This is a genomic window from Streptomyces sp. NPDC086777 (genome assembly GCF_040702065.1).
Taxonomy (GTDB): domain Bacteria; phylum Actinomycetota; class Actinomycetes; order Streptomycetales; family Streptomycetaceae; genus Streptomyces.
This window is the reverse complement of the sequence record NZ_JBFBJI010000007.1, coordinates 159,083-183,481: the sequence shown is the minus strand read 5'-3', so window position 1 is coordinate 183,481 and position 24,399 is coordinate 159,083. Positions and strand designations below refer to the sequence as shown.

The 24,399-nt window shown below is 73.3% G+C and carries 24 protein-coding genes; 13 read left to right on the top strand and 11 right to left on the bottom strand.

The window, feature by feature from the left end; all coding sequences use genetic code 11:
• The first annotated feature begins 58 nt into the window (after window positions 1-58).
• From AB0472_RS13010 to AB0472_RS13000, 3 genes are read left to right on the top strand one after another with little or no spacing between them, the layout of a single operon-like run.
• Window positions 59-532, top strand: a complete 474-nt coding sequence (locus tag AB0472_RS13010) for a DUF2771 domain-containing protein (protein ID WP_366355984.1) — start codon at window positions 59-61, stop codon at window positions 530-532.
• Complete coding sequence (locus tag AB0472_RS13005) at window positions 502-1,251, top strand: futalosine hydrolase (protein WP_366355983.1); 750 nt, start codon at window positions 502-504, stop codon at window positions 1,249-1,251. The genes AB0472_RS13010 and AB0472_RS13005 overlap by 31 nt, the downstream gene beginning before the upstream one ends.
• A complete protein-coding gene (locus AB0472_RS13000) occupies window positions 1,241-2,089 on the top strand; it encodes a 1,4-dihydroxy-6-naphthoate synthase (protein ID WP_366355981.1) in 849 nt (282 codons plus the stop codon). Before AB0472_RS13005 ends, AB0472_RS13000 begins: the two co-directional genes overlap by 11 nt.
• 59 nt (window positions 2,090-2,148) lie before the next feature.
• Here AB0472_RS13000 and AB0472_RS12995 read toward each other — a convergent pair whose 3' ends face one another.
• Window positions 2,149-2,532: a cold-shock protein gene (locus AB0472_RS12995; RefSeq protein WP_093501504.1), complete on the bottom strand. Its 384-nt coding sequence runs from the start codon at window positions 2,530-2,532 to the stop codon at window positions 2,149-2,151.
• A gap of 188 nt (window positions 2,533-2,720) precedes the next feature.
• Between AB0472_RS12995 and AB0472_RS12990 the strand changes: the two genes are divergently transcribed.
• Window positions 2,721-2,975, top strand: coding sequence for a hypothetical protein (locus AB0472_RS12990; RefSeq protein WP_093501502.1), 255 nt, complete (start codon window positions 2,721-2,723; stop codon window positions 2,973-2,975).
• On the opposite strand, the gene AB0472_RS12985 is transcribed toward AB0472_RS12990, so the two are convergent.
• Window positions 2,948-3,577, bottom strand: a complete 630-nt coding sequence (locus AB0472_RS12985; protein ID WP_366355979.1) for an HAD family hydrolase — start codon at window positions 3,575-3,577, stop codon at window positions 2,948-2,950. The two genes, AB0472_RS12990 and AB0472_RS12985, sit on opposite strands and share 28 nt — an antisense overlap.
• A 193-nt stretch (window positions 3,578-3,770) precedes the next feature.
• Complete coding sequence (locus AB0472_RS12980; protein ID WP_366355977.1) at window positions 3,771-4,676, bottom strand: hypothetical protein; 906 nt, start codon at window positions 4,674-4,676, stop codon at window positions 3,771-3,773.
• Between the two features lie 371 nt (window positions 4,677-5,047).
• On the opposite strand from AB0472_RS12980, the gene AB0472_RS12975 reads away from it, so the two are divergent.
• Entirely contained in the window at window positions 5,048-7,591 is a 2,544-nt protein-coding gene (locus AB0472_RS12975) for a helicase-associated domain-containing protein (protein WP_366355976.1), read from the top strand.
• 139 nt (window positions 7,592-7,730) lie between these two features.
• On the opposite strand, the gene AB0472_RS12970 is transcribed toward AB0472_RS12975, so the two are convergent.
• Entirely contained in the window at window positions 7,731-8,276 is a 546-nt protein-coding gene (locus AB0472_RS12970) for a hypothetical protein (RefSeq protein ID WP_366355975.1), read from the bottom strand.
• 196 nt (window positions 8,277-8,472) lie between these two features.
• Here AB0472_RS12970 and AB0472_RS12965 point away from each other — a divergent pair, with 196 nt between their 5' ends.
• Complete coding sequence (locus AB0472_RS12965; protein ID WP_366355974.1) at window positions 8,473-10,116, top strand: DNA repair helicase XPB; 1,644 nt, start codon at window positions 8,473-8,475, stop codon at window positions 10,114-10,116.
• On the opposite strand, the gene AB0472_RS12960 is transcribed toward AB0472_RS12965, so the two are convergent.
• Together AB0472_RS12960 and AB0472_RS12955 are read right to left on the bottom strand one after the other, a co-directional pair.
• Entirely contained in the window at window positions 10,074-11,195 is a 1,122-nt protein-coding gene (locus AB0472_RS12960; protein ID WP_366356142.1) for a glycosyltransferase 87 family protein, read from the bottom strand. The two genes, AB0472_RS12965 and AB0472_RS12960, sit on opposite strands and share 43 nt — an antisense overlap.
• Before the next feature lie 144 nt (window positions 11,196-11,339).
• On the bottom strand, window positions 11,340-11,525 hold the full coding sequence (locus AB0472_RS12955) for a hypothetical protein (RefSeq protein WP_366355972.1): 186 nt from the start codon (window positions 11,523-11,525) through the stop codon (window positions 11,340-11,342).
• 328 nt (window positions 11,526-11,853) lie between these two features.
• Between AB0472_RS12955 and AB0472_RS12950 the strand changes: the two genes are divergently transcribed.
• Window positions 11,854-13,932 (top strand): UvrD-helicase domain-containing protein, encoded by a 2,079-nt coding sequence (locus AB0472_RS12950; protein ID WP_366356140.1) that lies wholly within the window; start codon window positions 11,854-11,856, stop codon window positions 13,930-13,932.
• A gap of 152 nt (window positions 13,933-14,084) precedes the next feature.
• Here the strand turns inward: AB0472_RS12950 and AB0472_RS12945 are convergent, their stop codons facing one another.
• Window positions 14,085-14,675, bottom strand: coding sequence for a helix-turn-helix transcriptional regulator (locus AB0472_RS12945; protein ID WP_366355971.1), 591 nt, complete (start codon window positions 14,673-14,675; stop codon window positions 14,085-14,087).
• Window positions 14,676-14,770: 95 nt separating this feature from the next.
• On the opposite strand from AB0472_RS12945, the gene AB0472_RS12940 reads away from it, so the two are divergent.
• Window positions 14,771-15,475: an ABC transporter ATP-binding protein gene (locus AB0472_RS12940; RefSeq protein ID WP_366355969.1), complete on the top strand. Its 705-nt coding sequence runs from the start codon at window positions 14,771-14,773 to the stop codon at window positions 15,473-15,475.
• 5 nt (window positions 15,476-15,480) lie between these two features.
• Window positions 15,481-18,306, top strand: a complete 2,826-nt coding sequence (locus AB0472_RS12935) for an FtsX-like permease family protein (RefSeq protein ID WP_366356138.1) — start codon at window positions 15,481-15,483, stop codon at window positions 18,304-18,306.
• Between the two features lie 13 nt (window positions 18,307-18,319).
• Here AB0472_RS12935 and AB0472_RS12930 read toward each other — a convergent pair whose 3' ends face one another.
• A complete protein-coding gene (locus AB0472_RS12930; RefSeq protein WP_366355967.1) occupies window positions 18,320-19,024 on the bottom strand; it encodes a copper homeostasis protein CutC in 705 nt (234 codons plus the stop codon).
• 136 nt (window positions 19,025-19,160) lie between these two features.
• Window positions 19,161-19,832, bottom strand: coding sequence for a maleylpyruvate isomerase family mycothiol-dependent enzyme (locus tag AB0472_RS12925; protein ID WP_366355965.1), 672 nt, complete (start codon window positions 19,830-19,832; stop codon window positions 19,161-19,163).
• 47 nt (window positions 19,833-19,879) lie between these two features.
• On the opposite strand from AB0472_RS12925, the gene AB0472_RS12920 reads away from it, so the two are divergent.
• A complete protein-coding gene (locus tag AB0472_RS12920) occupies window positions 19,880-20,551 on the top strand; it encodes a hypothetical protein (protein WP_366355963.1) in 672 nt (223 codons plus the stop codon).
• 10 nt (window positions 20,552-20,561) lie between these two features.
• Entirely contained in the window at window positions 20,562-21,635 is a 1,074-nt protein-coding gene (locus tag AB0472_RS12915) for a GNAT family N-acetyltransferase (RefSeq protein ID WP_366355961.1), read from the top strand.
• Window positions 21,636-21,651: 16 nt separating this feature from the next.
• Here the strand turns inward: AB0472_RS12915 and AB0472_RS12910 are convergent, their stop codons facing one another.
• Window positions 21,652-21,924: a DUF4031 domain-containing protein gene (locus tag AB0472_RS12910; RefSeq protein WP_366355959.1), complete on the bottom strand. Its 273-nt coding sequence runs from the start codon at window positions 21,922-21,924 to the stop codon at window positions 21,652-21,654.
• Window positions 21,925-21,934: 10 nt separating this feature from the next.
• Window positions 21,935-22,321, bottom strand: coding sequence for a hypothetical protein (locus AB0472_RS12905; protein WP_366355957.1), 387 nt, complete (start codon window positions 22,319-22,321; stop codon window positions 21,935-21,937).
• 55 nt (window positions 22,322-22,376) lie between these two features.
• Between AB0472_RS12905 and AB0472_RS12900 the strand changes: the two genes are divergently transcribed.
• Both AB0472_RS12900 and murQ read left to right on the top strand, forming a co-directional pair.
• Window positions 22,377-23,324: a MurR/RpiR family transcriptional regulator gene (locus AB0472_RS12900; RefSeq protein ID WP_366355955.1), complete on the top strand. Its 948-nt coding sequence runs from the start codon at window positions 22,377-22,379 to the stop codon at window positions 23,322-23,324.
• Between the two features lie 139 nt (window positions 23,325-23,463).
• On the top strand, window positions 23,464-24,393 hold the full coding sequence (gene murQ / locus AB0472_RS12895; RefSeq protein ID WP_366355953.1) for an N-acetylmuramic acid 6-phosphate etherase: 930 nt from the start codon (window positions 23,464-23,466) through the stop codon (window positions 24,391-24,393).
• Window positions 24,394-24,399: the final 6 nt, after the last annotated feature.

Here is a 24,399-nt window from a genome sequence, read left to right as displayed (position 1 = left end):
CCGGGCACGCCGTACCCCACATGGGGAGACGGCCCGGACCGCCCGATAGCCTTCGGCCATGACCACGCTGCACTCCCGCTCGCGACGCCGCCGCGTCGTCGCCGCCGCCGGCGCCGTTTCCGCCGGACTGCTCGTCCTGTCTGCCTGCGACAAGCCGACCCCGATCGCCACGATCACCGTCGGTACGTCCTCGGTCAACTCCGAGGCCACCTGCTACAACGACGGCAAGGCCCTGGACACGGCCTCGCTCACGAAGTGCCTGAAGGACACCGGGATCAAGTCCATCAAGGTGGACCCGGACGACACGGTCCGCTTCGGCGTCGACCCGAAGATCGCGGACAACGGCTGGACGATCCTGATGAACGGTCAGGCGCTCACCGACTCCAGCAGCAAGACCTACCGCACCATCCCGGGCAGCGTGTTCTTCAACGCCCAGTACGGCGCCTCCGGCAACTCGACCCTGGTCTCCATCAAGGAGGGCGACAAGTCGGTGCTGGGCCTGTGGTCCTTCAAGCTCAAGAAGGACGCCTGACCACGTCCGCCGGGCGGATCCTCGTAGCCACCGCGGTCCCGGCCGAACGGGACGCGGTGGCACTGGCGTTCCCGGACGGCACGACGGAGGTACGGCTGCCGGGTACGACGCTGCTGCGCACCGCCGCCGGGTACGACCTGCTCGCCGCCGGGGTCGGTCCGGCCCTCGCCGCCGCCGGCACCGCGACCGCCCTCACCGCCGCCGCCCTCGACGGCCACCCCTACACGCTGGCCGTGTCCGCCGGGATCGCCGGCGGCTTCCAGCCGGAGGCCCCCGTCGGCTCGCTGGTCGTCGCCGACGAGATCACCGCGGCCGATCTGGGCGCCGAGACGGCAGACGGATTCCTCCCGGTCACCGAACTGGGCTTCGGAACCGTCAGCCACCGCCCGCCAAATTCACTCGTACGAGTGACGACTCAGGTCACCGGAGCCCGTCAGGGAGCAGTACTCACCGTCTCCACGACGACCGGGACCGCCGTCCGCGCGGCCGCGCTGCGGACCCGGCACCCGGGCGCCCTCGCCGAGGCCATGGAGGGCTTCGGCGTCGCCGAGGCGGCCGCCGCGCACGGCGTGCCCGTGCTGGAGCTGCGCGCCGTGTCCAACCCCGTCGGCCCCCGCGACCGCGCCGCCTGGCGCATCGGCGCCGCCCTGGCCGCCCTGACCGAGGCCTTCGGGAAGCTCGTGCCCGCCCTGGAGAGTTGGAACCAGCATGACCAGTGAGACCCTGCGGATCGCGTACTCGCCCTGCCCGAACGACACCTTCGTCTTCGACGCCCTCGCCCATGGCCGGATCCCGGGCGCGCCCGCGCTCGACGTGACCTTCGCGGACATCGACATCACCAACGGCATGGCCGAGCGCGGCGAGTCGGACGCGCTGAAGGTGTCGTACGCCGTGCTGCCGTACGTCCTCGACGAGTACGCGCTGCTGCCCTGCGGGGGCGCGCTGGGGCGGGGCTGCGGGCCGCTGGTGCTGACGAGGGAGGCCGGGGCGGACCTCACCGGCCGTACGGTCGCGGTGCCGAGCGAGAGGTCGACGGCGTACCTGCTGTTCCGCCTCTGGGCCGCGGACACGCTCCCCGGCGGCGTCGGCGAGATCGTGGTCATGCCCTTCCACGAGATCATGCCGGCCGTACGCGACGGGAAGGTCGACGCGGGGCTCGTGATCCACGAGGCGCGCTTCACGTACCAGAACTACGGCCTGCACAAGCTCGCGGACATGGGCGAGCACTGGGAGGACACGACGGGCCTGCCGATCCCGCTGGGCGCGATCATCGCGAAGCGTTCGCTGGGCACCGAGGCGCTCACCCGCCTCGCCGACTCGATCCGTACGTCCGTCCACGCGGCCTGGGACGATCCCGAGGCCTCCCGGCCGTATGTCATGGCGCACGCCCAGGAGATGGACCCGGCCGTCGCCGACCAGCACATCGGGCTCTACGTCAACGAGTTCACCTCGGAACTCGGCGAGGACGGTTACGCGGCGGTGCGCGGACTGCTCACCCGCGCGGCGGCCGAGGGACTCGTCCCGCCCCTCGGCCCGCACGCACTCGATTTCCCCTGAGAAAACGCACGGGACTTACCCACTGCCGAGAGGCATATGCCTCTCACACGGCTACCCGGCTACACGTCCAGCTGGTCCGCGACCGCGCGCAGCAGCCCGGCGATCTTCGCGCCGGCGGCCTTGTCCGGGTAACGGCCGCGCTCCAGCATCGGCGTGATGTTTTCGAGCAGGGTCGTCAGGTCCTGCACGATCGAGGCCAGCTCGTCCGGCTTCTTGCGCTGGGCGGCGGCGACCGACGGGGTGGGATCGAGCAGGACCACGGACAACGCCTGGTCACCGCGCTGACCGGCGACGACACCGAACTCCACTCGCTGGCCCGGCTTGAGAGCGTCGACCCCGTCGGGGAGAACCGAGGAATGGACGAAGACGTCACCGCCGTCGTCGCGGGAGAGAAAGCCGAAGCCCTTCTCGCTGTTGAACCACTTGACCTTGCCGGTAGGCACGTCTGTCCTCGTCCTCGTATCTCGTCGGAAACTGCTCGGAAAACTTCTGAATGCAACAGCTCTGGAACGGGCCTTGATAGCACTCGGGCGGGTCGACCACGACCCGCCGGTACCAAGGCTAATGGTCTGCGGGCGCGTGACAAGACGTCGCCCGGTTGTTCCTTCGGGCAGGGAACTACCCTGGTCGAGTGCGTGACAAAACCCAAGCGAATTCCGCCGGGCCCGGTGACCGACTGGTCCGTGCCGGAGCCGTGGTCTTCTTCATCGGTACGGTGGCCACACTCGTCACCGTGATACCGCTGTTCCTCGGCGCGAAGCCTTTTCCGACGTACATGTACCTGCTGAGCATGCTCATGGGCGTCGGCTTCCTGGTCGCGGCCGCCGGAGTGCTCCAGTCGGTCGCGGCCGGCCGCCGTCAGGCGCGGGAGGCGTCCTCCCGGTAGCGGGCCAGCCACGCCGGAAGCTCGGTGAGGTCGGCGAGCACCACGTCGGCACCGGCCGCGCGCAGTTCCTCGGCGTCACAGGGCCCGGTGGCCACGGCCACCGACAGGGCTCCCGCCTTGCGTGCCCCGCGTACGTCTCCGACGTGGTCGCCGACGTAGGCGCCCGCGGCGTGCTCACGCAGCGCCACCGCCTTCTGCTCGGCCCACAGATCGCCGACGACCGCGTCCGGGACCATGCCGAGGTGGCCGAGGTGCAGCTTCGCGTTGGGCTCGTACTTCGCGGTGACCACCACGCTCTTGCCGCCGGCCTCCCGCACCGCCGCGATCGCCTCCCGCGCACCCGGCATGGCCGGGGTGGCCGCGATGGCGATCTCCGGGTACATCGCCCGGTACAGATCGCTCACCTCCGGTATCCGCTCGGCCGGGAACCAGTGCACCAGTTCCTCCGCGAGCGGCGGCCCCAGCCTGGTCACCGCCAGGTCTGCATCGATGAACGTCCCGGTCCGCTCGGCGAGCGCCACATAGGTGGCGTGGATGCCGGGCCGGGAGTCGATGAGCGTCATATCGAGATCGAAGCCGACGGTGAGGGGGCGAGAAGTCATATGCACCATTGTGCCGGGGCGCCCGGAAGGCACCGGGTCGGGTCATGGTCCGGCCGCGGGCCGGTGCGGGCTTGTCACGCGGTTCCCCGCGCCCCCGAGAAGGTGGGCAGGCCGGTCCCACCCGAAGGGGCGCGGGGGGCTGCGCGAACGGCCCCCACCGGCCGGGCGGCCGACAGCCGAACCCGGCGCCCCGCTACCGCGCCCGCTGCGACCGCCACACCACGTACACGGCCGAGGCCAGCGCGGCGCCGCGTACCACCCACGGCCAGGTCTCCCCCACGGCACCGCTCATCTGCCCCTGGGCGATCGGCGCGCCCCAGCGCCCCGCGCTGCGGCCCCAGAGCCAGACCAGACCGGCCGCGACGGACAGCCCCGGTACCCACATCACCGCGAGCTTCGTCTCCGCGGGGCTGAGCCGCCGGGAGCCGTAGGCGATGGCCCAGCCGAGGACGAGCGCGAACCAGTTGCCGAGGACCGCGCCGACCACGAGCGCGGCGGCGGCGAGCAGGAGGAGGGGGTTGCTCCAGCCGACCGTGGGACGAAGGCGTCGCCGCCCGGACGGCGGCACGGCCTCCTCCACCACGGGGGCCGCCGCCGGCTCGGCCTCCACCGGTTCCGGCTTACGCAGCCGCGGCCTGCTGAGCAGTTCGGGGATCTCCACCCCGCCGACGAACCCCGGCACCCCGTCGCCGTCCCCGAACGGGCTGCTGTCCACCCGCCACCAGTCCGGCGGCGCCGTCGCGCCGCCGTCCGGCTCGGCGGGCCGCGGGCGCGGTACGACGCGCCGCAGGTCCTCGGCCGGTGCCGAACGCTCCGCGTCCCGTTGGACGGGGACCGCGCCCGGCGGCGGCTGCGGTGCGCCGGCCGCCGTCGTACCGCCCGCCGCCTCGACGACCTCGTCGGGCGTGCCCAGCCGGTCCAGGATGCGCCGGACCGCGGCCGGGCTGTCGACGGTCGCCTTCGCACGCTGCCGGTCGATGTCGTTGCGCAGCCCGGAGACCAGCCGCATCCGCTCGGCCGACGACAACTGGCGCTGGTGCGCGATGTCCCCGACGCGGCTCAGATACTCGTAGACGACCTGATCGCTCTCGATACCCACGAAGTCCCCTCCGGGGCCGGTGCGTTGCCCTGGACAACTTGGATTACCCCGTCGGAACGACGGTAGCGCAGGCCACGGCTCATGTCGGCCGGCACACCAGCGGGCAACGGGTCCCGGGGCGGGGACGGTTGCCGTACCGGCGCGGGAGACGCAGGTGTACCCGCTCTGCCGGTACGGGTACCTGCGCTGCCGTCGGCGGCCGACGGCGACCGGATGCCGAGTGCTGCCGGAGGTGCCGCGACGCCTACGTTGAACCGCATTCGCCGGACGTGAACGCAATGTCCCGTTCGCCCGGTGGCCGCCCCTTGCTCGGGGACGGCCGTGCGACGGGTGATCCCGGTGCCCGCCCCGCACCCGCTACCGTGGGTCGGATGAGCAACCCGGCCACCCCGCCGCGTTCCCTCGCGGAGGCGCTTCGGGCCAGGGACGACGCCTCCCTGGCCGTACTGCTGCGTGCACGCCCCGACCTCATCACCCCCGTCCCCACCGACCTGACCCAGCTGGCCACCCGGGCCGGCACCCGCGCCTCGGTGCTGCGCGCCCTGGAACGGCTGGACCGCTTCGCCCTGCAGACCGCGGAGGCGCTGGCGGTGGCCGGTGACCCGGCCTCGTACCAGGAGCTGCTGGGCCTGATGGCCGGGGACGGCGGGGCCGCCGGGGACCCGGCCGTCGCGGGCGAGCTGCCGCGGGCCGTCGCCGCGCTCCGCGACCAGGCGCTGGTGTGGGGCGGCGACGACCGGCTGCGGCTGGTGCGGACCGCCCGCGAGGTGCTCGCCCCGTCCGCGCAGCACCCGTCGCCGACCGGTCTGGGCCCGAGCGTGCGGGAGGCCACCTCGGGAATGTCACCGGGCCGGATCCAGGAGATCGTGGCCGCCGCCGGGCTGCCCTCCACACACGATTCGGTCTCCGCGGTGGACGGGCTCACCAAGCTGTTCGGCCACCGGAAGAAGATGGCGAAGCTGCTCGCCGCCGCGCCCCCCGAGTCCCGGGAGGTCCTCTCCCGGCTGGTGTGGGGGCCGCCGTACGGGCAGATCACGCCCGAACCGGCCGCCCATCTGCGCTGGCTCCTCGACCGCGGCCTGCTGCTGCCGACCGTGCCGGGCACCGTGGTGCTGCCCCGCGAGGTCGCCCTGCACCTGCGCGAGGGCCGCGCCCACCGCGAACCGGAGCCCGTGCCGCCCGCCGTCGAGCCGGCCGCCACCCACCGTCCACAGGTTGTGGACGCGACCGCGGCCGGGCAGGCGTACACCGCGCTCGCGACCGTCGAGGAGCTGCTGAAGGACTGGGACGAGGGCGGGCCGGCCGTGCTGCGGGCGGGCGGCCTGAGTGTCCGGGACCTCAAGCGGACCGCCGTCGCCCTGGACGTGCCCGAGCCGGTCGCCGCGTTCTGGGTCGAGCTGGCCTACGCGGCCGGGCTGCTCGCCTCCGACGGCGAGGCCGACGAACGCTACGCGGCCACCCCCGCCTACGACGAGTGGCTGGACCGCCCGCCCGCCGAACGCTGGGCCCAGCTCGCCGAGGCCTGGCTGACCGGCACCCGCGCCTCGGGCCTGGTCGGCGGCCGGGACGCCAAGGACCGCGCCCTGTCCGCGCTCGGCCCCGGCCTCGACCGCTCCGCCGCGCCCGAGGTGCGGCACCGGGTGCTGTCCCTCCTCGCCGGGCTCCCGGAGGCCGCCGCCCCGGCCCCCGACTCGGTGCTGGCCCGGCTGCGCTGGGAACGCCCGCTGCGCGGCCCGCAGCAGCAAGGCGACGACCTGCGCACCCGGCTGGCCCGCTGGACGCTGTCCGAGGCCGAGCTGCTGGGCGTGACCGGGCGCGGGGCGCTGTCGGCGCAGGGCCGCGCGCTCCTCGGCGCACCGGCCGTGGCGAAGACGCCCGAGCAGGCCGCGGAGCCGTCCGGACCGGGCGACAAGCTCCCGGTACGCCACCACCACCTCTCCCCTGCCCTCGAACCCCTCTCCCCGCCCGAGCAGGCCGCCGCCACCGCCACCGCCGGCCGGCTGTTGGCCCCGCTGCTCCCCGAGCCCCTCGACCACGTCCTGCTCCAGGCCGACCTGACCGCGGTCGCCCCGGGCCCGCTGCGCCGCCCGCTCGCCGACGCGCTGGGCGTCCTCGCCGACGTCGAGTCGAAGGGCGGCGCCACGGTCTACCGCTTCACGCCCGCCTCCGTCCGCCGCGCCCTGGACGCCGGCCAGACCGCCGCGGACCTGCACGCCTTCCTCACCACGCACTCCCGCACACCGGTCCCGCAGCCGCTCGCCTACCTGATCGACGACGTGGCCCGCAGACACGGACACCTGCGGGTGGGCGCGGCCTCGGCGTACGTCCGCTGCGACGACGACAGCGTCCTCAACGAGATCATGGCCGACAAGCGGGCCTCGGGCCTGCGCCTGCGCCGCCTGGCCCCGACGGTCCTGGCCACCCAGGCCGACCCGGCCGCCCTCCTGGAAGGCCTGCGCGCGATGGGCTACGCGCCCGCCGCCGAGTCCGCCGAGGGCGACGTCCTGATCACCCGCGCCCACGCGCACCGCACCCCGCCGCGCACCGCACCCGCGCCGGTCCCGGACGGCCCGCCGCCACCGGACCCCACCCTTCTCACGGCGGCGATCCGCGCGATCCGCGCGGGCGACCTGGCCGCCACCACCCCGCGCAAGTCCGCGGGTGCCGCCGTCAAGGGCGGCGAACTCCCGCGCACCACCGCCGCCGAGACCCTCGCCACCATGCAGGCCGCCGTCCTCACCGGCGACACCCTCTGGATCGGTTACGTCAACGCCGAGGGCACCGCCAGTCAGCGCGTCATCGCCCCCATCCGGGTCGAGGGCGGCTTCGTCACCGCCTACGACCACACCGCCGACGAGGTACGCACCTATCCCCTGCACCGGGTGACAGGGGTGGCGGAACTCGCGGAGGACTGAGGCGTCCCGGTGGCGAGGCCGCGGTGGGCCGTCGTCCGGCTGCGGCGCCGTCGTGGCTGGTCGCGCGGTTCCTCCCCAGCCTTCGGCCGGGGGTACCCCCAGCACCCCTCGCGGGGCGCTTCACAGTTCGGCGGCGCGGCTAGCAGTCCCGTACCGGTGCCCCGGCCGGCAGGCCGAAGTGGGCGCGGGCCGCGGCCCGCAGGCCGGTGGACGTCATCCCCCGGTCGAGCCGAGCGGCCGCGTGGTGGCTGAAGTGGTGTTCCTCCCACTCGGCGCTGTCGTCCTCCGGCGCCTGTTCCTCGGAGACGACCCGATAGCCACCGTCGGTCTGGTCCCGCTCCAGCCGCACCACCTCCGGTATCTCCGCACCGCTGCACAGCACCAGGGCACCCGCGCGCTCCCCGTACTCCTCGCACAGCGTGTCCACGCCGGCCCGCACCCGGCCCCCGCTCGCCTCCAGTTCCAGGGCCTCCGCCCGGCAGAACCACCGCGACCTGAGCGCGGGCTCGTCGGTCTCCGCGTACCCGGATCCGGTCGCCTGCGTCACGAGCCGCGCCTCGATCACGGGACGTACCTCGGCCCACAGTCCGGCGTCGACCGCGCTCGACCCGCGCGCCCACACCCCGGCCACCACCAGCACCACCACGGCCCCCGCGCCGGTACCCCAGATGCGTACGGACGTCACCCCAGCCTCCCCACCGAGCCACGCCCATCCGTGGCTCCCTCGGACATGACACCCGAAACGGACCCAGGGTTGCACCGGACGATCAGGCACCTGCCGAAGGCGATCACGAGCGGTGCACGTTCCGTCGAACGGCGAAGGTGATCGCTCGTCCATGAGGCACACTGGAACTTTGGTCCATGACGAAAGGGTGCAGCTCGTGAACGGTCCGTTGATCGTCCAGTCCGACAAGACCCTGCTCCTGGAAGTCGACCACGAGCGGGCCGACGACTGCCGCCGGGCGATCGCGCCCTTCGCCGAGCTGGAGCGGGCACCGGAGCACATCCACACCTACCGGGTGACCCCGCTGGGCCTGTGGAACGCGCGGGCGGCCGGGCACGACGCCGAACAGGTCGTCGACGCACTGGTCGAGTACAGCCGCTATCCGGTGCCGCACGCGCTGCTGGTCGACATCGCCGAGACGATGGACCGGTACGGGCGGCTGACGCTCAGCAAGCACCCGGCGCACGGCCTCGTGCTCACCACCACCGACCGGCCGGTCCTGGAGGAGATCCTGCGCTCCAAGCGGATCATCCCGCTGGTCGGGGCCCGCATCGACCCCGACACCGTCGCCGTGCACCCCTCCGAGCGCGGGCAGATCAAGCAGACCCTGCTGAAGCTGGGCTGGCCCGCGGAGGACCTCGCCGGGTACGTGGACGGGGAGGCCCACCCGATCGAGCTGGCCGAGGACGGCTGGGCGCTGCGGCCCTACCAGAAGCAGGCCGTGGAGAACTTCTGGCACGGCGGGAGCGGTGTCGTCGTCCTTCCCTGCGGGGCCGGGAAGACCCTGGTCGGAGCCGGTTCCATGGCGCAGGCGAAGTCGACCACGCTGATCCTGGTGACGAACACCGTCTCCGCCCGGCAGTGGAAGCACGAGCTCGTGAAGCGGACGAGTCTCACCGAGGACGAGATCGGCGAGTACAGCGGGACGCGGAAGGAGATCCGGCCGGTCACGATCGCCACGTACCAGGTCCTCACCACCAGGCGGAAGGGCGTCTACCCGCACCTGGAGCTCTTCGACTCCCGTGACTGGGGTCTGATCGTCTACGACGAGGTCCATCTGCTGCCGGCTCCTGTCTTCAAGTTCACCGCCGACCTCCAGGCACGCCGGCGGCTGGGGCTGACGGCCACCCTCGTGCGCGAGGACGGCCGGGAATCGGACGTGTTCTCCCTCATCGGGCCCAAGCGGTTCGACGCGCCGTGGAAGGAGATCGAGGCCCAGGGCTACATCGCACCCGCCGACTGCGTGGAGGTGCGGGTGAACCTGACGGACTCGGAGCGGCTGGCCTACGCCACCGCCGAGACCGAGGAGAAGTACCGCTTCTGTGCGACCACCGCGACCAAGCGGAAGGTCACGGAGGCGATCGTGAAGCGGTTCGCCGGGCAGCAGATCCTCGTCATCGGCCAGTACATCGACCAGCTCGACGAACTCGGCGAGCACCTGAACGCCCCGGTCATCAAGGGCGAGACCTCCAACGCCCAGCGCGAGAAGCTCTTCGACGCCTTCCGCGAGGGCGAGATCAGCGTGCTGGTGGTCTCCAAGGTCGCCAACTTCTCCATCGACCTGCCGGAGGCGACGGTCGCCATCCAGGTGTCGGGCACCTTCGGGTCGAGGCAGGAGGAGGCCCAGCGGCTGGGACGCGTGCTGCGCCCCAAGGCCGACGGCCACCAGGCCCACTTCTACTCCGTCGTCGCCCGCGACACGATCGACCAGGACTTCGCCGCCCACCGGCAGCGGTTCCTGGCGGAGCAGGGCTACGCCTACCGGATCATGGACGCGGACGAGCTGCTGGCGGAGAGCTGAGAGCCGTCCGGCGGGGCGCCGCCGGGCCGCCCGCCCGGCAGGCCGCCGCTCCGCCGCCGTAGCGCGGGTACGGCGGCCGCCAGCAGCGTCAGTCCCAGGAGGGGGTACGGCGCCGCGCACGCCTGCTGCCACCACGGCAGGTGCAGGTCCAGGTCGCCCTGGTGGGGCACCAGCCACAGCGTGCGGGCCGTGAAGACCAGTGCCGTCGCGGCCGCGAGGAGCGTGCGGCCCCCGGCCAGCAGGACCGCCAGCAGCGGGACGCACCACACCCAGTGGTGGGACCAGCTGATCGGGCAGACCAGCAGGGCCGTGAACGCGGTGAGCAGGACGCCCCAGCGGTCGGAGCCCTGGACGCGGTGGGCGCGGGCCGCCAGGAACAGGCCCGCCGCCGCCACCACGGCCGCCGGAAGCATCCAGGCCGGGCCCGGTGCCGCCACGCCCGTCGCCCTGGCGACCAGGCCCTGGAGCGACTGGTTGTCGACGATCCAGGCCTTGCCGACCCGGCCGGTCTCGAACAGGCGTCGCGTCCAGAAGTCCACGGTGGCCGCGGGCAGCAGAAGGGCGCCGAGCAGGGCCGTACCCGCGAAGGACGCCGTCGCGGTGGCCGCCTCCTTTCCGCGCGCGGTGAGGAACAGGTAGGCGATGAAGATCGCCGGGGTGAGTTTGACGCCCGCCGCGACACCCAGGGCCAGGCCCTTGGCGCGGGCGCCGGACGGGCGGGTGAGGTCCCAGAGGACCAGACCGGTGATCGCCAGGTTGACCTGGCCGAAGAGGAGTGTCTGGAAGACCGGCTCCAGCCAGAGCGCGACTGCGGTCGCCGCGCACACCAGCGGGAGGGGTGGGGTGCGGCCGGCCAGGCGGGCGGAGAGGGCGATGAGCCAGGCGAGCAGGAGCGCGTTGCCCGCGAGGAACAGAGCCTTCAAAGCCGGCACGGGGATCCAGGTCGCCGGGACGAACAGGACCGCCGCGAAGGGCGGATACGTCGCCGGCAGCCGCCACTCGGTGACCGCGAAGCCGTACAGATCACCGCCGTGGACCACGGCCTCGCCCTCGGCCCGGTAGACCAGCAGGTCGGCCATCGGGGCGCGGAGCAGGATGCAGAGGGCGGCGAAGGAGCAGAGGGAGACCGTCGCCAACGAGAGGGACAGCAGGAGGGGGAAGGAGGCGGGTGGGGCAGGGGGTGACGTCACCGTCCGGTTCGGCACGGGGGCGACCCTATGCCGTCACCTGCGGCGTATGCCCGCTTCCTCGCCGTATTCACCGAGTATCGCGACGCTGAACGCCGCGCTGACGAACACCTTGACGGCGCGCAGGGCGTCGCCCAGGCGGTGGTGGGGTTGCGGGACTCCGTCGAGGGCCGTGGCGCCCGGCGGACGGCTGGGGGCTGGGTGGATGGTTGCTGCGCTCATGTCTCCATGGTGGAACTTCGCACCCCGGTACGGCATCGGTCCACGGGTCCAATTTCCGGCACCCTCCGGTCCACCCCCCGATGGACCCCACCCCCGGCCTCGGCCCCACCCTCCGGGTGACGTTCCCCCTAGGGGACGCGGGGAACAGCACGACCGCCCCCAGGAAATCCATTGGCCTCCCCGCCCCCCACCTCACTACAATCTCCGCTCTTGCCCGCCTCCGTCCCCCGGAGTGCCGCCGCCCGGACGGAAACCGGCCGGCTGATCGCCACCCGTGCGCCACCCACACCTGAGCGCCATCGACTCGCAGGCCTTCGGAGGCACCCCCTTGTCCACGCCCGCCCACGACCCGCTAGCGGACGACCGCTCCGACCCCCACCCCGGCCCCCTCTCCCGCGAACGGTCCCACCTCGCCGAGTCCCGCGCCGCCCTGCGTGCCATGCGGGAGGACGTCGAGTCGCTGGACATCAGCGACGTCACCGCGAACTGGGTCAACGCCGAGGTCCTGGCCCGCCAGATGGAGGAGCGCATCAAGGCGCTGGCCGACCTCAGCGACACGCCGCTCTTCTTCGGCCGCCTCGACTACCTGCACGCCCCCGGCGCCGACCAGGCCGAGGGCGCCTACGGCGAGCGCTTCTACATCGGGCGCCGGCACGTGCACGACCACGACGGCGACCCGATGGTGATCGACTGGCGGGCGCCGGTCTCGCAGCCGTTCTACCGGGCCTCCAAGAAGGACCCGATGGACGTCGCGCTGCGCCGCCGCTTCGGGTACACCCGCGGTGACATCACGGCGTACGAGGACGAGCACCTCTCCGACCCGGGCGAGGCGGCCCGCACCAGCAAGCTGCTCCAGCAGGAGATCGAGCGCCCGCGCGTGGGCCCGATGCGCGACATCGTGGCGACCATCCAGCCCGAGCAGGACGAGATCGTGCGCAGCGGGCTCGGCGGAACGGTGTGCGTGCAGGGTGGCCCGGGGACCGGGAAGACGGCCGTCGGCCTGCACCGGGTCGCGTACCTCCTCTACGCCCACCGGGAGCGGCTGGCCCGCACCGGCACCCTGGTCATCGGCCCGAACCGTTCCTTCCTGCACTACATCGAGCAGGTGCTGCCCGCGCTGGGCGAGCTGACCGTGCAGCAGGCGACGGTGGACGACCTGGTGGCCCGTGACATCGGCATCCGCTCCACCGACGACGCCCCCGCCGCGGTCGTCAAGGGCGACGCCCGGATGGCGCAGGTCCTGCGCCGGGCCGTCTACGCGCACGTCACGCCGCCCACCGAACCGGTCGTGGTGGTGCGCGGCTCCCGGCGCTGGCGGGTCCCGGCGTACGAGCTGGCGGACATCGTCCGGGAGCTGCTGGACCGGGACATCCGGTACGGCGCCGCGCGGGAGGCCCTGCCACAGCGCATCGCGCACGCCGTGCTGGTCCAGATGGAGCGCTCGGGAGAGGCGCCCGACGACCGCGTGCAGGACTCGGTGGCGCGCAACGCGGCGGTGAAAGCGGCCGTCAAGCAGGTGTGGCCGCCGGTCGACCCGGCGAAGCTCGTGCTGCGGCTGCTCACGGACGCGGACTTCCTCGCCGTGCACGCGGAGGGAATCCTCACCGGCGAGGAGCAGAAGACGATCCTGTGGGCAAAGCCGGTGCGCAGCGTCAGGGCGGCGAAGTGGTCGGCCGCGGACGCGGTGCTGATCGACGAGGCGACCGACCTCGTGCAGCGCACGCACTCGCTCGGCCACGTCGTCCTGGACGAGGCGCAGGACCTGTCCCCCATGCAGTACCGCGCGGTCGGCCGCCGCTGCACCACCGGTTCGGCGACCGTCCTCGGCGACCTGGCACAGGGCACCACGCCCTGGGCGACGCGGAGCTGGGCCGAGGCGCTGGCGCATCTCGGCAAGGCCGACGGCGTCGTCGAGGAGCTGACGGCGGGTTTCCGCGTCCCGACCGACGTCATCACCTACGCCTCCCGGCTCCTCCCGCACATCGCGCCGGGTCTCACCCCGGTGGCATCGGTCCGTGAGAACCCCGGCTTCTTCCAGGTCCGCGCCGCGGAGGACACCACCGAAGTGGTCGCCGCCTGCGAGGAGCTGCTGCGCAACGAGGGTTCGACGGGCCTGATCGCGGCGGACGCGCGGATGCCCGCACTGGCCGAGGCGCTCACCGCAGCCGGGATCACCTACCTGAACCCCGGCGAGGAGACCACCGCCGGGACCCGCCTCACCCTGGTCCCGGCGTCGCTGGCCAAGGGTCTGGAGTACGACTACGTGGTCCTCGACGAGCCCGGGGCCGTGGTCGACGGCGAACCGGACGAACGCACCGGCCTGCGCCGCCTGTACGTGGCCCTGACCCGAGCCGTCTCCGGCCTGATCGTGACCCACGCGGCCGCGCTGCCGCCGCAGCTGGCCTGAGCCGGTAGAGCCGCTCCGCCGGAGCTGCCACGACAGACCGTCCGCCGTCGGCGGCGCCGTCGTGGCCGGTCGCGCAGTTCCGCCCCCTGCCTCCGGCCGGGGGTACCCCCAGCGGCCCCTTCGGGGGCGCAGGGTGTTTTGCCGGCCCCCGCTCAGGCGGGCTCCGCGCGGGACGCGCCCGTCCCGCCGTGACCGCCGGTCTCCTCGGCCTCGCCCTGTGCCGCCGCGAGTGGTCCCATGTGCTGTGCGGCGCTGTCCAGGAGTCCGAGGTCGGCCTTGGTGTGCGCGATGGCGGCGTCGATCAGGACGACGACCAGCGGCTCGTCGGCGTGGGCCCGGCGCTGGCGGGCCAGGCCCGCCAGTTCGGACAGGTACGTCCGCCGTTGCGCCTCGATCAGCGTGGTCAGGGCCTGCGGGCCCAGGGCGGAGGCGCCGAGGAGCTTCAGGAACAGTTCGTCGCGGAAACCGCCGACGCGCACCCAGGCGGTGGTCGCCCAGGAGCGCAGTTCGGCCTCGCCGGCCTCGGTGAGCGTGTAGAGGTTCTTGTCGGGCCGGTCGGCCTGCGCGACCTGCGAGCGCGAGACATAGCCGTCCCGGACCAGCCGTTCGAGGATCTGGTAGAGGTGACCGATGTTCAGGCCACCCCACTGCGGGCCGATGGCCTCCTCGAAGCGGGCCTTGAGTTCGTATCCGTGATTCGGCCGCCGGGTCAGCAGCGCGAGCACGGCGTGATGGAGCGGCATATACGTCCCTTCTACATTGTGACAACATACCCTTGAATTGCCGCAATGTATGTGCGGCGGGACGTGCCGCGATGTGCGAGGGCGAGGCTGCATCTATGGCTGTGAGCGTGGCGTTGCGCGGGGTGAGCCGCCGGTATCCCGGGCTGACCGCTCTGGACGGGGTGGACCTGGAGGTCGCGGCCGGCGAGGTGGTGATGCTGACCGGCCCTTCCGGTGCCGGCAAGTCCACCGTGCTGCACGTGACGGGTGGCATGGACCAGCCCGACGAGGGGCACGTCGAGATCGACGGCACGGAACTGGTGCGCCGGGACCTGGACCGGCACCGCCGGCGGATCGGCTTCGTCTTCCAGCGCTTCCACCTGCTGCCCGCGCTGACCGCGCTGGACAACGTGCTCGCCCCCGTCCTGCCGCGGCGAGTGGACTTCGACCGGCGGGCGCGCGGCATGGAACTGCTCGAAGCGGTCGGCCTGGACCACCGCGCCGACGCCCTGCCCGCGCAGTTGTCGGGCGGCCAGCAGCAACGCGTCGCCGTCGCCCGCGCGCTGGTCAACCGGCCGGGACTGCTGCTGGCCGACGAGCCCACCGGCAACCTGGACAGCGTCATCGGGCGGGAGATCATCGACCTGCTGATGTCGCTGCGCGAGCGGTACGGGATGACGATGCTGATCGCCACCCACGACGCGGAGGTCGCCGCCAACGGCGACCGGGTGGTGCGGCTGCAGGACGGCAGGATCACCTCGGACCAGCGGGTCACGCCGGCCGGCGACGTGCTGCACCGGCTGGGAGGCCTGCGCCCGTGATCACGATGATCCTCGACCAGCTCCGGCGGCGGCGCGGGCGCGCGCTGGCCCTGGCCGCCGGGATCCTGGTGGCGGCGACCAGCTTCACCCTGCTGACCTCGACGGTGAGCACGAGCCAGGCGACCACCGTGGGCACGGTACGGAAGAACGCCCGGTCCGCGTACGACGTGCTGGTGCGCCCGCCCGACTCGCAGACGGCCGTGGAGCGGCAGAGCGCTCTGGTGACGCCGAACTTCCTGTCCGGCACGTTCGGCGGCATCACCATGGACCAGTACCGGCGCATCCGCGGGACGGCCGGGGTCGACGTGGCCGCGCCGGTCGCCAACATCGGCTACCTCATGGTGTCGAGCACCGTCACCGTCGACGTGTCCCGCTTCCTGGACGGCAAGGCGTCCCGGCAGATCCTGCGCATCAGCCCCACCCTCACCTCCGGACTGGGCACCTACCGCACCTCCGACGAGTACGTCTACCTCACCCGGTCCCCCCTGACCTCGGCGGGGACGGCGGAGGACCTGTTCCAGTCCGACACCCTGGAGAAGGGCGCGGTCGACAAGAGCACCCGGCGGTATCTGCTGCAGGGGAAGTACGACGTCTGCTACTACTTCAACTGGGACAAGAGCGAGCAGACCGAGTTCAACCTGAACCTGCCGATGAAGCCGAACCTCATCGCCGAGGACCTCAGGGACAGGTCACCGTTCGACCCGGACCTGAGTTCGCGGATGAACTGCCACTCCGGTCGGGACAAGGCCACCATCGACGTTCCGGTCAGCTACCCCGTGCTGCTGTCCGCCATCGACCCGGCGGCCGAGGACAAGCTGGTGGGCCTCGGCTCCACCGTCACCTCGGGCCGGATGCTCACCGAGCGGGACAGGCCGTGGACGGTGTCGTCCGCCAAGAGCGTCCACGGACAGCACGACTCCTACATCCCGGCGCTGCTCAGCGACAGCCCGCTGACCACCGGCACACTCGACGCCACCGTCGAGCGGCTCGACGTCGGCGACCCGGCCGTGCTGCCCTCGAAACTGGGCAACCCGACGGCCGACAGCTTCGTCCGAGGCCTGCACGGCACCCCGGTGGGCACGACCCGGGTCGACCTGAGCAAGGGCTACCGCAAGGCGCTGACCGAGGATTCGTTCGACACCGGGAACTACTGGACGGTCGGCCCGGTCACCTACCGCCGGACCGCCGCCGGAGACCTCGCCGCGCAGCCGCGGCCGCCCCAGAAGCGCGGCCTGTGGATCTCCAACTCGAACGAACAGCCGTTCGGCAACGTCCCCGAGGAGAACCACCAGGGCGTCCAGTACCGGAAGGTGACCAGCCACGCCGCCACGGAGTGCATCGGCCTGGGGGTCTGCGACGGCGTCGACTCCGGGCGCCTGCCCAACCCCTTCGTCCGCCTGGTCGGCCGATACGACACCGGCCGGCTGCGCGGCTTCTCGGCACTGTCCGACACCCCGCTGGAGACCTACCAGACGCCGCAGGTCACCGGCGCGGACAGCGCGACCCGGGCGAAGCTCGACGGCAGGCCGCTGCAGCCCGACCGCAACCTGGGCGGCTACGTCAGCCCGCCGCCCACCATGCTGACGACGATGGACTCCATCACCGCGCTCACCGGGAGCCGCCGGGTCCCGGGCCTGCAGGACAAGGCCCCGGTGAGCGCGATCAGGATCCGGGTGGCCGGGGTGACCGGCGTCGACACCGCCTCCCGGGCACGGGTGAACGCCGTGGCCGGGGCGATCCGGGCGGCCTACCCCCGGCTCCAGGTCGACGTCACCGTCGGCAGCTCGCCCGCCCCGCGGACGGTGGCGCTGAGCGGCTCGGCACGGGTGACGGAGCGCTGGGTCGCCAAGGGCGTGGCCCTGCGCATCCTCCGGGCGGTGGACACCAAGAGCGCGGTGCTCTTCGTGCTGGTGCTCGTCGTGTGCGCGCTCTTCCTCGGCCAGGCGGCGCTGGCCTCGGTGCGCTCCCGCCGCACCGAGATCGGCACGCTGCGCTGCCTGGGCTGGAGCGGCGGCGAGGTGCTCCGCCTGGTCCTCGGTGAACTGGCGGTGATCGGCCTGGCCGCCGGCGCCGCGGGCGCGATGCTCGCGTACGCGCTGGGCCGGGCGCTGGGCCGGCACGAAGCCGGTGCCAAGTCGCTCCTCGTGCTCCCGGTGGCACTGCTGCTGGCCACGGCGGCGGGCCTGATCCCCGCCTGGCTGGCCACCCGGCTGGGGCCGATGGAAGCCGTCCGGCCCCCGGTGACCGCGGCCCGTCGCGGCCGCCCGGTGCGTTCGGTGGCCGGACTGGCCGTACTCAATCTGCTGCGGGTGCGGGGCCGCACGCTGCTGGGTGCGGCGGGGCTGGCGCTCGGCGTGGCCGCCTTCACGGTGCTGCTGGCCCTGACGCTGGCCTTCCGGGGCGAGGTGGCCGGGTCGCTGCTCGGCAACGCCGTGGTGGCACAGGCGCGCGAGGCCGACTACCTGAGCGTCGCCCTGTCCCTGCTGCTGGGCGCCGCCGGTGCCGTCGACGTCCTGGTCATCTCACAGCGCGAGCGCGCCGCCGACCTCGCGGTGCTGCGGGCGACCGGCTGGACCAACCGCGAGCTGGCGAGGCTGACCCTGTACGAGGGGATCGGACTGGCTCTGCTGGGCGGCCTGTCGGGCGCCGTGGCCGGTCTGGCCGGGGTGCTGGCACTGGGCCGGGGCGTGCTGCACGGGCACCTGTTCACGGTCGCCGGCGCCGCGCTGCTGGCCACGCTCGCGGCGACCGCCCTGGTGGGGGCGGCGCTGACGGTGCCGATCCGCGGGCTGTCCCGGATCGCCCCCGCCCACCTGCTCGCCGCCGAGTGAGCCGGCCCCGGTCCTAGTCGGAGTACCCCGCCCCGTCCAGCACCCGGCGCCAGGACCGCACCGCCGCCTCCGACACCGCCCCGTCCCAGCCCGCCGGGCGGGCCGCGCCGCCGATGTGGAAGGCGTCGATGTCCGCCGCCAGCAGGTCGGGCACGTGGTCGAGGCGCAGGCCGCCGCCGACCAGGAGCGTCTGCCCGTACCCCGGCTCTCCGCGCCGTCCCGCCTCGGCGCGGAGTCTGGGCAGCCCCTCGTCCACGCCCTCCGCGGCCCCCGCGGTGAGGTAGGTGTCCAGGCCCGGCAGGTCGGCGAGCTGCTTGCGCAGGGCGTCCCGGTCCGCGGCCCGGTCGATGGCCCGGTGGAAGGTCCAGTGGCAGCCGTCCAGCGCGGCCACCACCCGCTCCACCGCGTCCAGGTCCACCCCGCCCACCGCGTCCAGGAACCCGAGCACGAACTGGTCGGCCCCGGCCGCCCGCAGCTCCCCGGCCACTCCCGCGAGACGGTCGGCGTCGCCCACGGCGAACCCGTCCGCCAGCCGCAGCATCACGCGCAGGTCGATGTCGACGGCGGCCCGGATCGCGGTGAAGGTCCGGGGCGACGGGGTCAGCCCGTCGGCCGCCATGTCGGTGACCAGTTCGAGGCGGTCCGCGCCTCCGGCCTGGGCGGCGACCGCGTCCTCGGCGTCGAGGGCGATCACCTCCAGGACTGCACGCGTGCTCATAGGGCCCCTTCCGTGGTGTTCCCCGTGCACCCCGGGCACCTCCCACAAGAGGTCTAGTCCGGAGGTCTAGTCCAATCCAGGGTACGCGGGGAACACCGACGGCCGCGAGACCGCCCCCGTCACACAGGGTCCGTATTCAGCCGTAGATGTTCAGCTCGGCGGCCTCCGCCCCCATCAGCTCGTACGCCGCCCCGTCCGGCGACCGCCCGGTGTACAGCCGGACGAGCGTCGCCGCGTCCCCCATGAAGCGGGCCGGGGTCCTGGTCCCGCTGGTCTCGCCCAGGTGCAGCGGGTCGTCCACGTCGTCCAGGTCGGCCTGGAGCCGCAGGTGCCCCCGCGTCCGGGTCACCCGGGCCAGCAGCGAGAGCGCGTGGGGCAGGCCAGGGCCCGTGTAGGCGCCGGGTTCGCCGAGGGTGTCGCGGACGTCACCCGCGTGCACCCACTCGCCGAAGGCGACCGGGTCCAGGCGCCCGTCCGCCCGGCCGGCGATCACGTCGCCCGCCTCGGTCATCCCGCGCTCCAGCTCGTCGAGGACCCGGGCGTTCGCCCAGTCGGCGCGCTCGGCGATGTCCCGGTCGTTCGACTCGGGCGAGAACACACCGGGCCCGAAGCGGCCTTCGACCACCCGGATCAGCGCGGACGAACAGTGGGCCAGCACGTCCCGCACCGTCCACCCGGGACAGGCGGCGGCCGGCCGCGCGAAGTCCGCGTCCGGGCGGGAGCGCAGGAGTGGGATCAGCGCGTCGCGCTCGACGGCGAGGAGACGGCCGGGGAGGAAGGGGTCGCGTGTGTCGTCGGCAGCAGTCATGTGCCCCACGCTAGGGGGATGCCGGTGGCGGGCGGGAGAATGGGCGCATGGACGATCTCCAGGAAAGGGATCTGCGCTCCCGCTGGCGGGGCGCCCTCCTCATGGCGCGGGACGACGACCCCCGCCACCCCGACCCCGACCCGTACGCCGACGAACTGCTCCGCCGCTGGCGGGAGCCCCAGCGCCGGTACCACACGGTCGCCCACCTCGTCGCGGTCCTCGACCGCATCGACGTGCTGGAGGAGTACGCGGACGACCCGGACCTGGTCCGGCTCGCCGCCTGGTTCCACGACGCGGTGTACCTGCCGGACCGGTCGACGAACGAGGAGCGTTCGGCCCGCCTCGCCGAACGGGCGCTCCCCGAGGCCGGTCTCCCGGCGAGGCAGACCGCCGAGGTGGCCCGCCTGGTCCGGCTCACCGTCACCCACGACCCGGCCCCCGGGGACCGCAACGGCGAGGTCCTGTGCGACGCCGACCTCGCGGTCCTCGCCGCCCGGCCGGCCGCGTACGCCGCCTACACGGCCGAGGTGCGCGAGGAGTACCACTTCGTCCCGAACGACGCCTTCCGCGCGGGCCGTTCCGCGATCCTTCGCCAACTCCTCGACCTGCCGGGGCTGTTCAGAACTCCGTACGGCCGTACCGAGTGGGAGCCGACCGCCCGCTACAACCTCGCCGCCGAGCTGGAAATGCTGTCGACCGCCGAGGATCCGGCGCCCTAGGGTGCGACCCATGCGTGCCATGGGTGGGGACCAGGTGGAAGAGGCCGTCGCGGGCTGTGTGACCGCGCTGCGGCCGGCGGTGACGGGCGACTGGACGGAGGTGACGGCCGGCAGGCTGGACTGGAACTGCCACGAGACGGCGGTCCATGTCGCCGACGACCTCGTCGCGTACGCCGCGAACCTGGCCGGGCGCGCCCAGGACGCCTACGTGCCCTTCGAGCTCAGGGTCGACGACGGGACCGACAACTCCGGTCTGCTGCACGTGATCGAGACGACCGGCGCCCTGCTCGCCGCCACCGTCCGCACCACCTCCCGCCAGGTCCGCGCCTTCCATCCGTACCCCTTCCGCAGCGCGGACCGCGCGGGCTTCGCGGCGATGGGCGTCGCCGAAGTCCTGCTGCACACCCACGACATGGCGCTGGGCCTCGGGCTCCCCTACCGGCCCTCCGAGGAACTCGCCGAGTCCGTCCTGGCCTGGCTGTTCCCGCACGTCCAGCCAGGCCCCGCCGCCTGGCCGACCCTCCTGTGGGCCACCGGCCGCGGTGAGCTGCCCGGCCGCGCCCCGGTCACCGACTGGCGCTGGTACAACAACCTGGTCATCCCCGCCGAGCGCCTCGACCTGGTCGGCATCCGCCCCGCCGAGGCCCGTGACCTGCGCCTCGGCGGCGACGGCGGTTTCGAGTGGGTCGACGGCGGCCCCTACGAGGGCACCCGGGACGCCGCCGGCTTCCTCCTGAAGGCGTACGAAGGGGGCGTCCACCGGCCGGAGTTCGGCGTCTTCGCCCTGGTCCGCCACACGGACGGCCGTGCGGTCGGCGGCATCGGCTTCCACTCCGCCCCGGACGAGGAGGGCCGGGTGGAGATCGGCTACGACCTGGCCGAGGCCGCCCGCGGCCACGGCTACGCGACCGAAGCGCTCCGCGCCCTGGCCGACTGGGCCCTGGCCCGCGACGACGTACACACCCTGTTCGCCACCGTCGAAACCGCCAACACCGCCTCCCAGGCGGTCGTCACCCGTGCCGGGTTCGGCAAGGTGAGCGAGGGCGACGCGGAACTGGCCTTCGCGTTGCGGGCGGCGGAGTAGGGGGCTTCGGGCGCCGTCACCGGCGGGGCACGTCGCTCTTGCGCCGGCGCAGCCCCGCACCGTGCAGCAGCCGTACCACCTCGCGGCTGCTGACCTCCACGGCACCGGCCCGGACCGCGTCCGGGTAGCGGTGCGAGGGGATGTCGTAGTGGTCACGCTCGAAGGCACGGCGCAGTACGCCCATGCCCTCGGCGAAGGCGTGCAGTTCGGCGTACGAGACGTCACTGACCAGGTGGGACCACATCCGGCCGTGGCCGGGCCAGTTCGGCGGATCGATGTACACCGTCATGAGAACTCCGTCACGAGGAGGGCGTCCCGTCACCCGGGGAACCGCCGAGCGAGCCGACCGAGGCGACCTTCACGCCCGCCTTGTGGCACACCCAGTGCGGATCCGGGCCGAGTTCGGGTTCGACGTCCAGGGCGTGCGGGTCGCCGGAGCCGCACACCGGGCACAGCGGCCAGCGGCCGTACCGCTCCAGGAGCGCGTCCTGCACGTCCTGCGCCACCAGCCCCGCCACGTACGCCACGCCCTCCGGCCACTGCTCCACCCACCAGCGGCGCTGTACGACGGAGTCCTCGACCAGCGAGACCACGTCCGCCTCGGCTACCTCGCCCGCGACCAGGTCGGCGAGCACGAGGGCGCGGGCTGCGTGCAGCGCCTGTTCCAAGGGGCTTACGGGGTCCATGGTCCTATTGTGCGCGGTCTTGACCGGGCACCCGAAACGAAAATATCTTTCAGGGGTGACCGAGCGCGTGAAGGAAATTTTCGGCAGTCACGGAGACGGCGGCGGCCGGGGCAGCGGTGGTGCGCCGCCGGCTCCCGCCGCGCTCGCGGCCAAGGTGCGGACCCTCGCCCCCTCCATGACCCGCTCCATGCAGCGCGTCGCCGAGGCCGTCGCCGGCGACCCCGCCGGCTGCGCGGCCCTCACGGTCACCGGCCTCGCGGAACTGACCGGGACCAGCGAGGCGACCGTCGTCCGCACCGCCCGGCTGCTCGGTTACCCGGGCTACCGCGACCTGCGGCTCGCCCTCGCCGGGCTCGCAGCCCACCAGCAGTCGGGGCGGGCGCCCGCGATCACCACCGACATCGCCGTCGACGACCCGATCGCCGACGTCGTCGCGAAACTCGCCTACGACGAGCAGCAGACGCTCGCGGACACGGCGGCCGGTCTCGACACGCTGCAGCTGGGGGCCGCCGTCAGCGCTCTCACCGGGGCGCGGCGGACCGACGTGTACGGCATCGGGGCGTCGGGGCTGGTCGCCCAGGACCTCACGCAGAAGCTGCTGCGGATAGGGCTGATAGCGCACGCCCACAGCGATCCGCATCTCGCGGTCACCAACGCGGTGCAGTTGCGGGCCGGGGACGTGGCGATAGCGATCACGCACTCCGGGTCGACCGGAGACGTCATAGAGCCGCTGCGGGTGGCCTTCGAACGGGGCGCGACGACCGTCGCGATCACCGGGCGGCCGGGGTCGTCGGTGACGCAGTACGCCGACCATGTGCTGACGACGTCGACGGCGCGGGAGAGCGAGCTGCGGCCGGCGGCGATGTCGTCGCGGACCGGGCAGTTGCTGGTGGTGGACTGCCTGTTCGTGGGGGTGGCGCAGCGGACGTACGACGCGGCGGCGCCGGCGCTGGCGGCGTCGTACGAGGCGTTGGCGCACCGGCACCGGAGCGTGCCCCGATAGACCGTAGGACTTGATCATTGCGGGAGCGTGCCGGTTCGCCGTGGTGTGTCGCGCCGTTCCTCCCCCAGCCTTCGGCCGGGGGTACCCCCAGCCACCCTGAGTTGATGCACCGGTCCGCGTCGAAAAGAGCCGTATCCGAATGACCACCGAACACCGCTCCCTCCGCAGCGAGCTGGAAGCGCTCACTACCGAAGCCTTCCGGCCCGAGCTCGCCGAGATCGACACGTTGCCCACCCTCGACATCGCACGCCTGATGAACGCCGAGGACGCCGGGGTGGCCGCCGCCGTGGCTCTGCGGCTGCCGCAGATCTCCGCCGCGATCGACGGCATCGCCGCCCGGATGGCCCAGGGCGGGCGGCTGGTCTACGCCGGGGCCGGGACGGCCGGACGGCTGGGGATCCTGGACGCCTCGGAGTGTCCGCCGACCTTCAACACCCGGCCCGGTCAGGTCGTCGGGATCATCGCGGGCGGGCCGGCGGCCATGGTGACGTCCGTGGAAGGGGCCGAGGACTCGGCCGAGCTGGCCCGCACGGACCTCGGCGCGCTCGGCATCGGGCCCGCCGACTCCGTCGTCGGCGTCTCCGCCTCCGGCCGGACCCCCTACGCCGTCGGCGCCGTCGAGCACGCCCGCGCCCTCGGCGCCCTGACCGTCGGCCTCTCCTGCAACGCGGGCAGCGCGCTCGCGGCCGCCGCCGAGCACGGGATCGAGGTCGTCGTCGGCCCCGAACTGCTCACCGGGTCCACCCGGCTCAAGGCCGGCACCGCACAGAAGCTCGTCCTCAACATGCTGTCGACGATCGCGATGATCCGGCTCGGCAAGACCTACGGGAACCTGATGGTCGACGTGCGCGCCTCGAACGAGAAGCTGCGGGCCCGGTCGCGGCGGATCGTGGCGCTCGCCACGGGCGCGTCGGACGACGAGATCGAGGCGGCCCTCACCGCCACCGACGGCGAGGTCAAGCCCGCCGTCCTGGTGGTCCTGGCCGGTGTCGACGGGCCCACCGCCGCCCGCCTTCTGGAGGAGTCCGGCGGCCATCTGCGCGCGGCGCTCACCGCGACGGGCGGCTGACGCGCA

Excerpts from the sequence above, each read along its gene's own strand:
- AB0472_RS12930 (WP_366355967.1), bottom strand. The coding sequence starts at position 19,024 with ATGAGCACGCGTGCAGTCCTGGAGGTGATCGCCCTCGACGCCGAGGAC.
- murQ (WP_366355953.1), top strand. The coding sequence starts at position 23,464 with ATGACCACCGAACACCGCTCCCTCCGCAGCGAGCTGGAAGCGCTCACT.
- AB0472_RS12915 (WP_366355961.1), top strand. The coding sequence starts at position 20,562 with ATGCGTGCCATGGGTGGGGACCAGGTGGAAGAGGCCGTCGCGGGCTGT.
- AB0472_RS12955 (WP_366355972.1), bottom strand. The coding sequence starts at position 11,525 with ATGAGCGCAGCAACCATCCACCCAGCCCCCAGCCGTCCGCCGGGCGCC.
- AB0472_RS12935 (WP_366356138.1), top strand. The coding sequence starts at position 15,481 with ATGATCCTCGACCAGCTCCGGCGGCGGCGCGGGCGCGCGCTGGCCCTG.
- AB0472_RS12940 (WP_366355969.1), top strand. The coding sequence starts at position 14,771 with ATGGCTGTGAGCGTGGCGTTGCGCGGGGTGAGCCGCCGGTATCCCGGG.
- AB0472_RS12960 (WP_366356142.1), bottom strand. The coding sequence starts at position 11,195 with ATGGCCGACCTGCTGGTCTACCGGGCCGAGGGCGAGGCCGTGGTCCAC.
- AB0472_RS12925 (WP_366355965.1), bottom strand. The coding sequence starts at position 19,832 with ATGACTGCTGCCGACGACACACGCGACCCCTTCCTCCCCGGCCGTCTC.
- AB0472_RS13000 (WP_366355981.1), top strand. The coding sequence starts at position 1,241 with ATGACCAGTGAGACCCTGCGGATCGCGTACTCGCCCTGCCCGAACGAC.
- AB0472_RS12975 (WP_366355976.1), top strand. The coding sequence starts at position 5,048 with ATGAGCAACCCGGCCACCCCGCCGCGTTCCCTCGCGGAGGCGCTTCGG.
- AB0472_RS12910 (WP_366355959.1), bottom strand. The coding sequence starts at position 21,924 with ATGACGGTGTACATCGATCCGCCGAACTGGCCCGGCCACGGCCGGATG.
- AB0472_RS12905 (WP_366355957.1), bottom strand. The coding sequence starts at position 22,321 with ATGGACCCCGTAAGCCCCTTGGAACAGGCGCTGCACGCAGCCCGCGCC.
- AB0472_RS12920 (WP_366355963.1), top strand. The coding sequence starts at position 19,880 with ATGGACGATCTCCAGGAAAGGGATCTGCGCTCCCGCTGGCGGGGCGCC.
- AB0472_RS12985 (WP_366355979.1), bottom strand. The coding sequence starts at position 3,577 with ATGACTTCTCGCCCCCTCACCGTCGGCTTCGATCTCGATATGACGCTC.
- AB0472_RS13010 (WP_366355984.1), top strand. The coding sequence starts at position 59 with ATGACCACGCTGCACTCCCGCTCGCGACGCCGCCGCGTCGTCGCCGCC.
- AB0472_RS12945 (WP_366355971.1), bottom strand. The coding sequence starts at position 14,675 with ATGCCGCTCCATCACGCCGTGCTCGCGCTGCTGACCCGGCGGCCGAAT.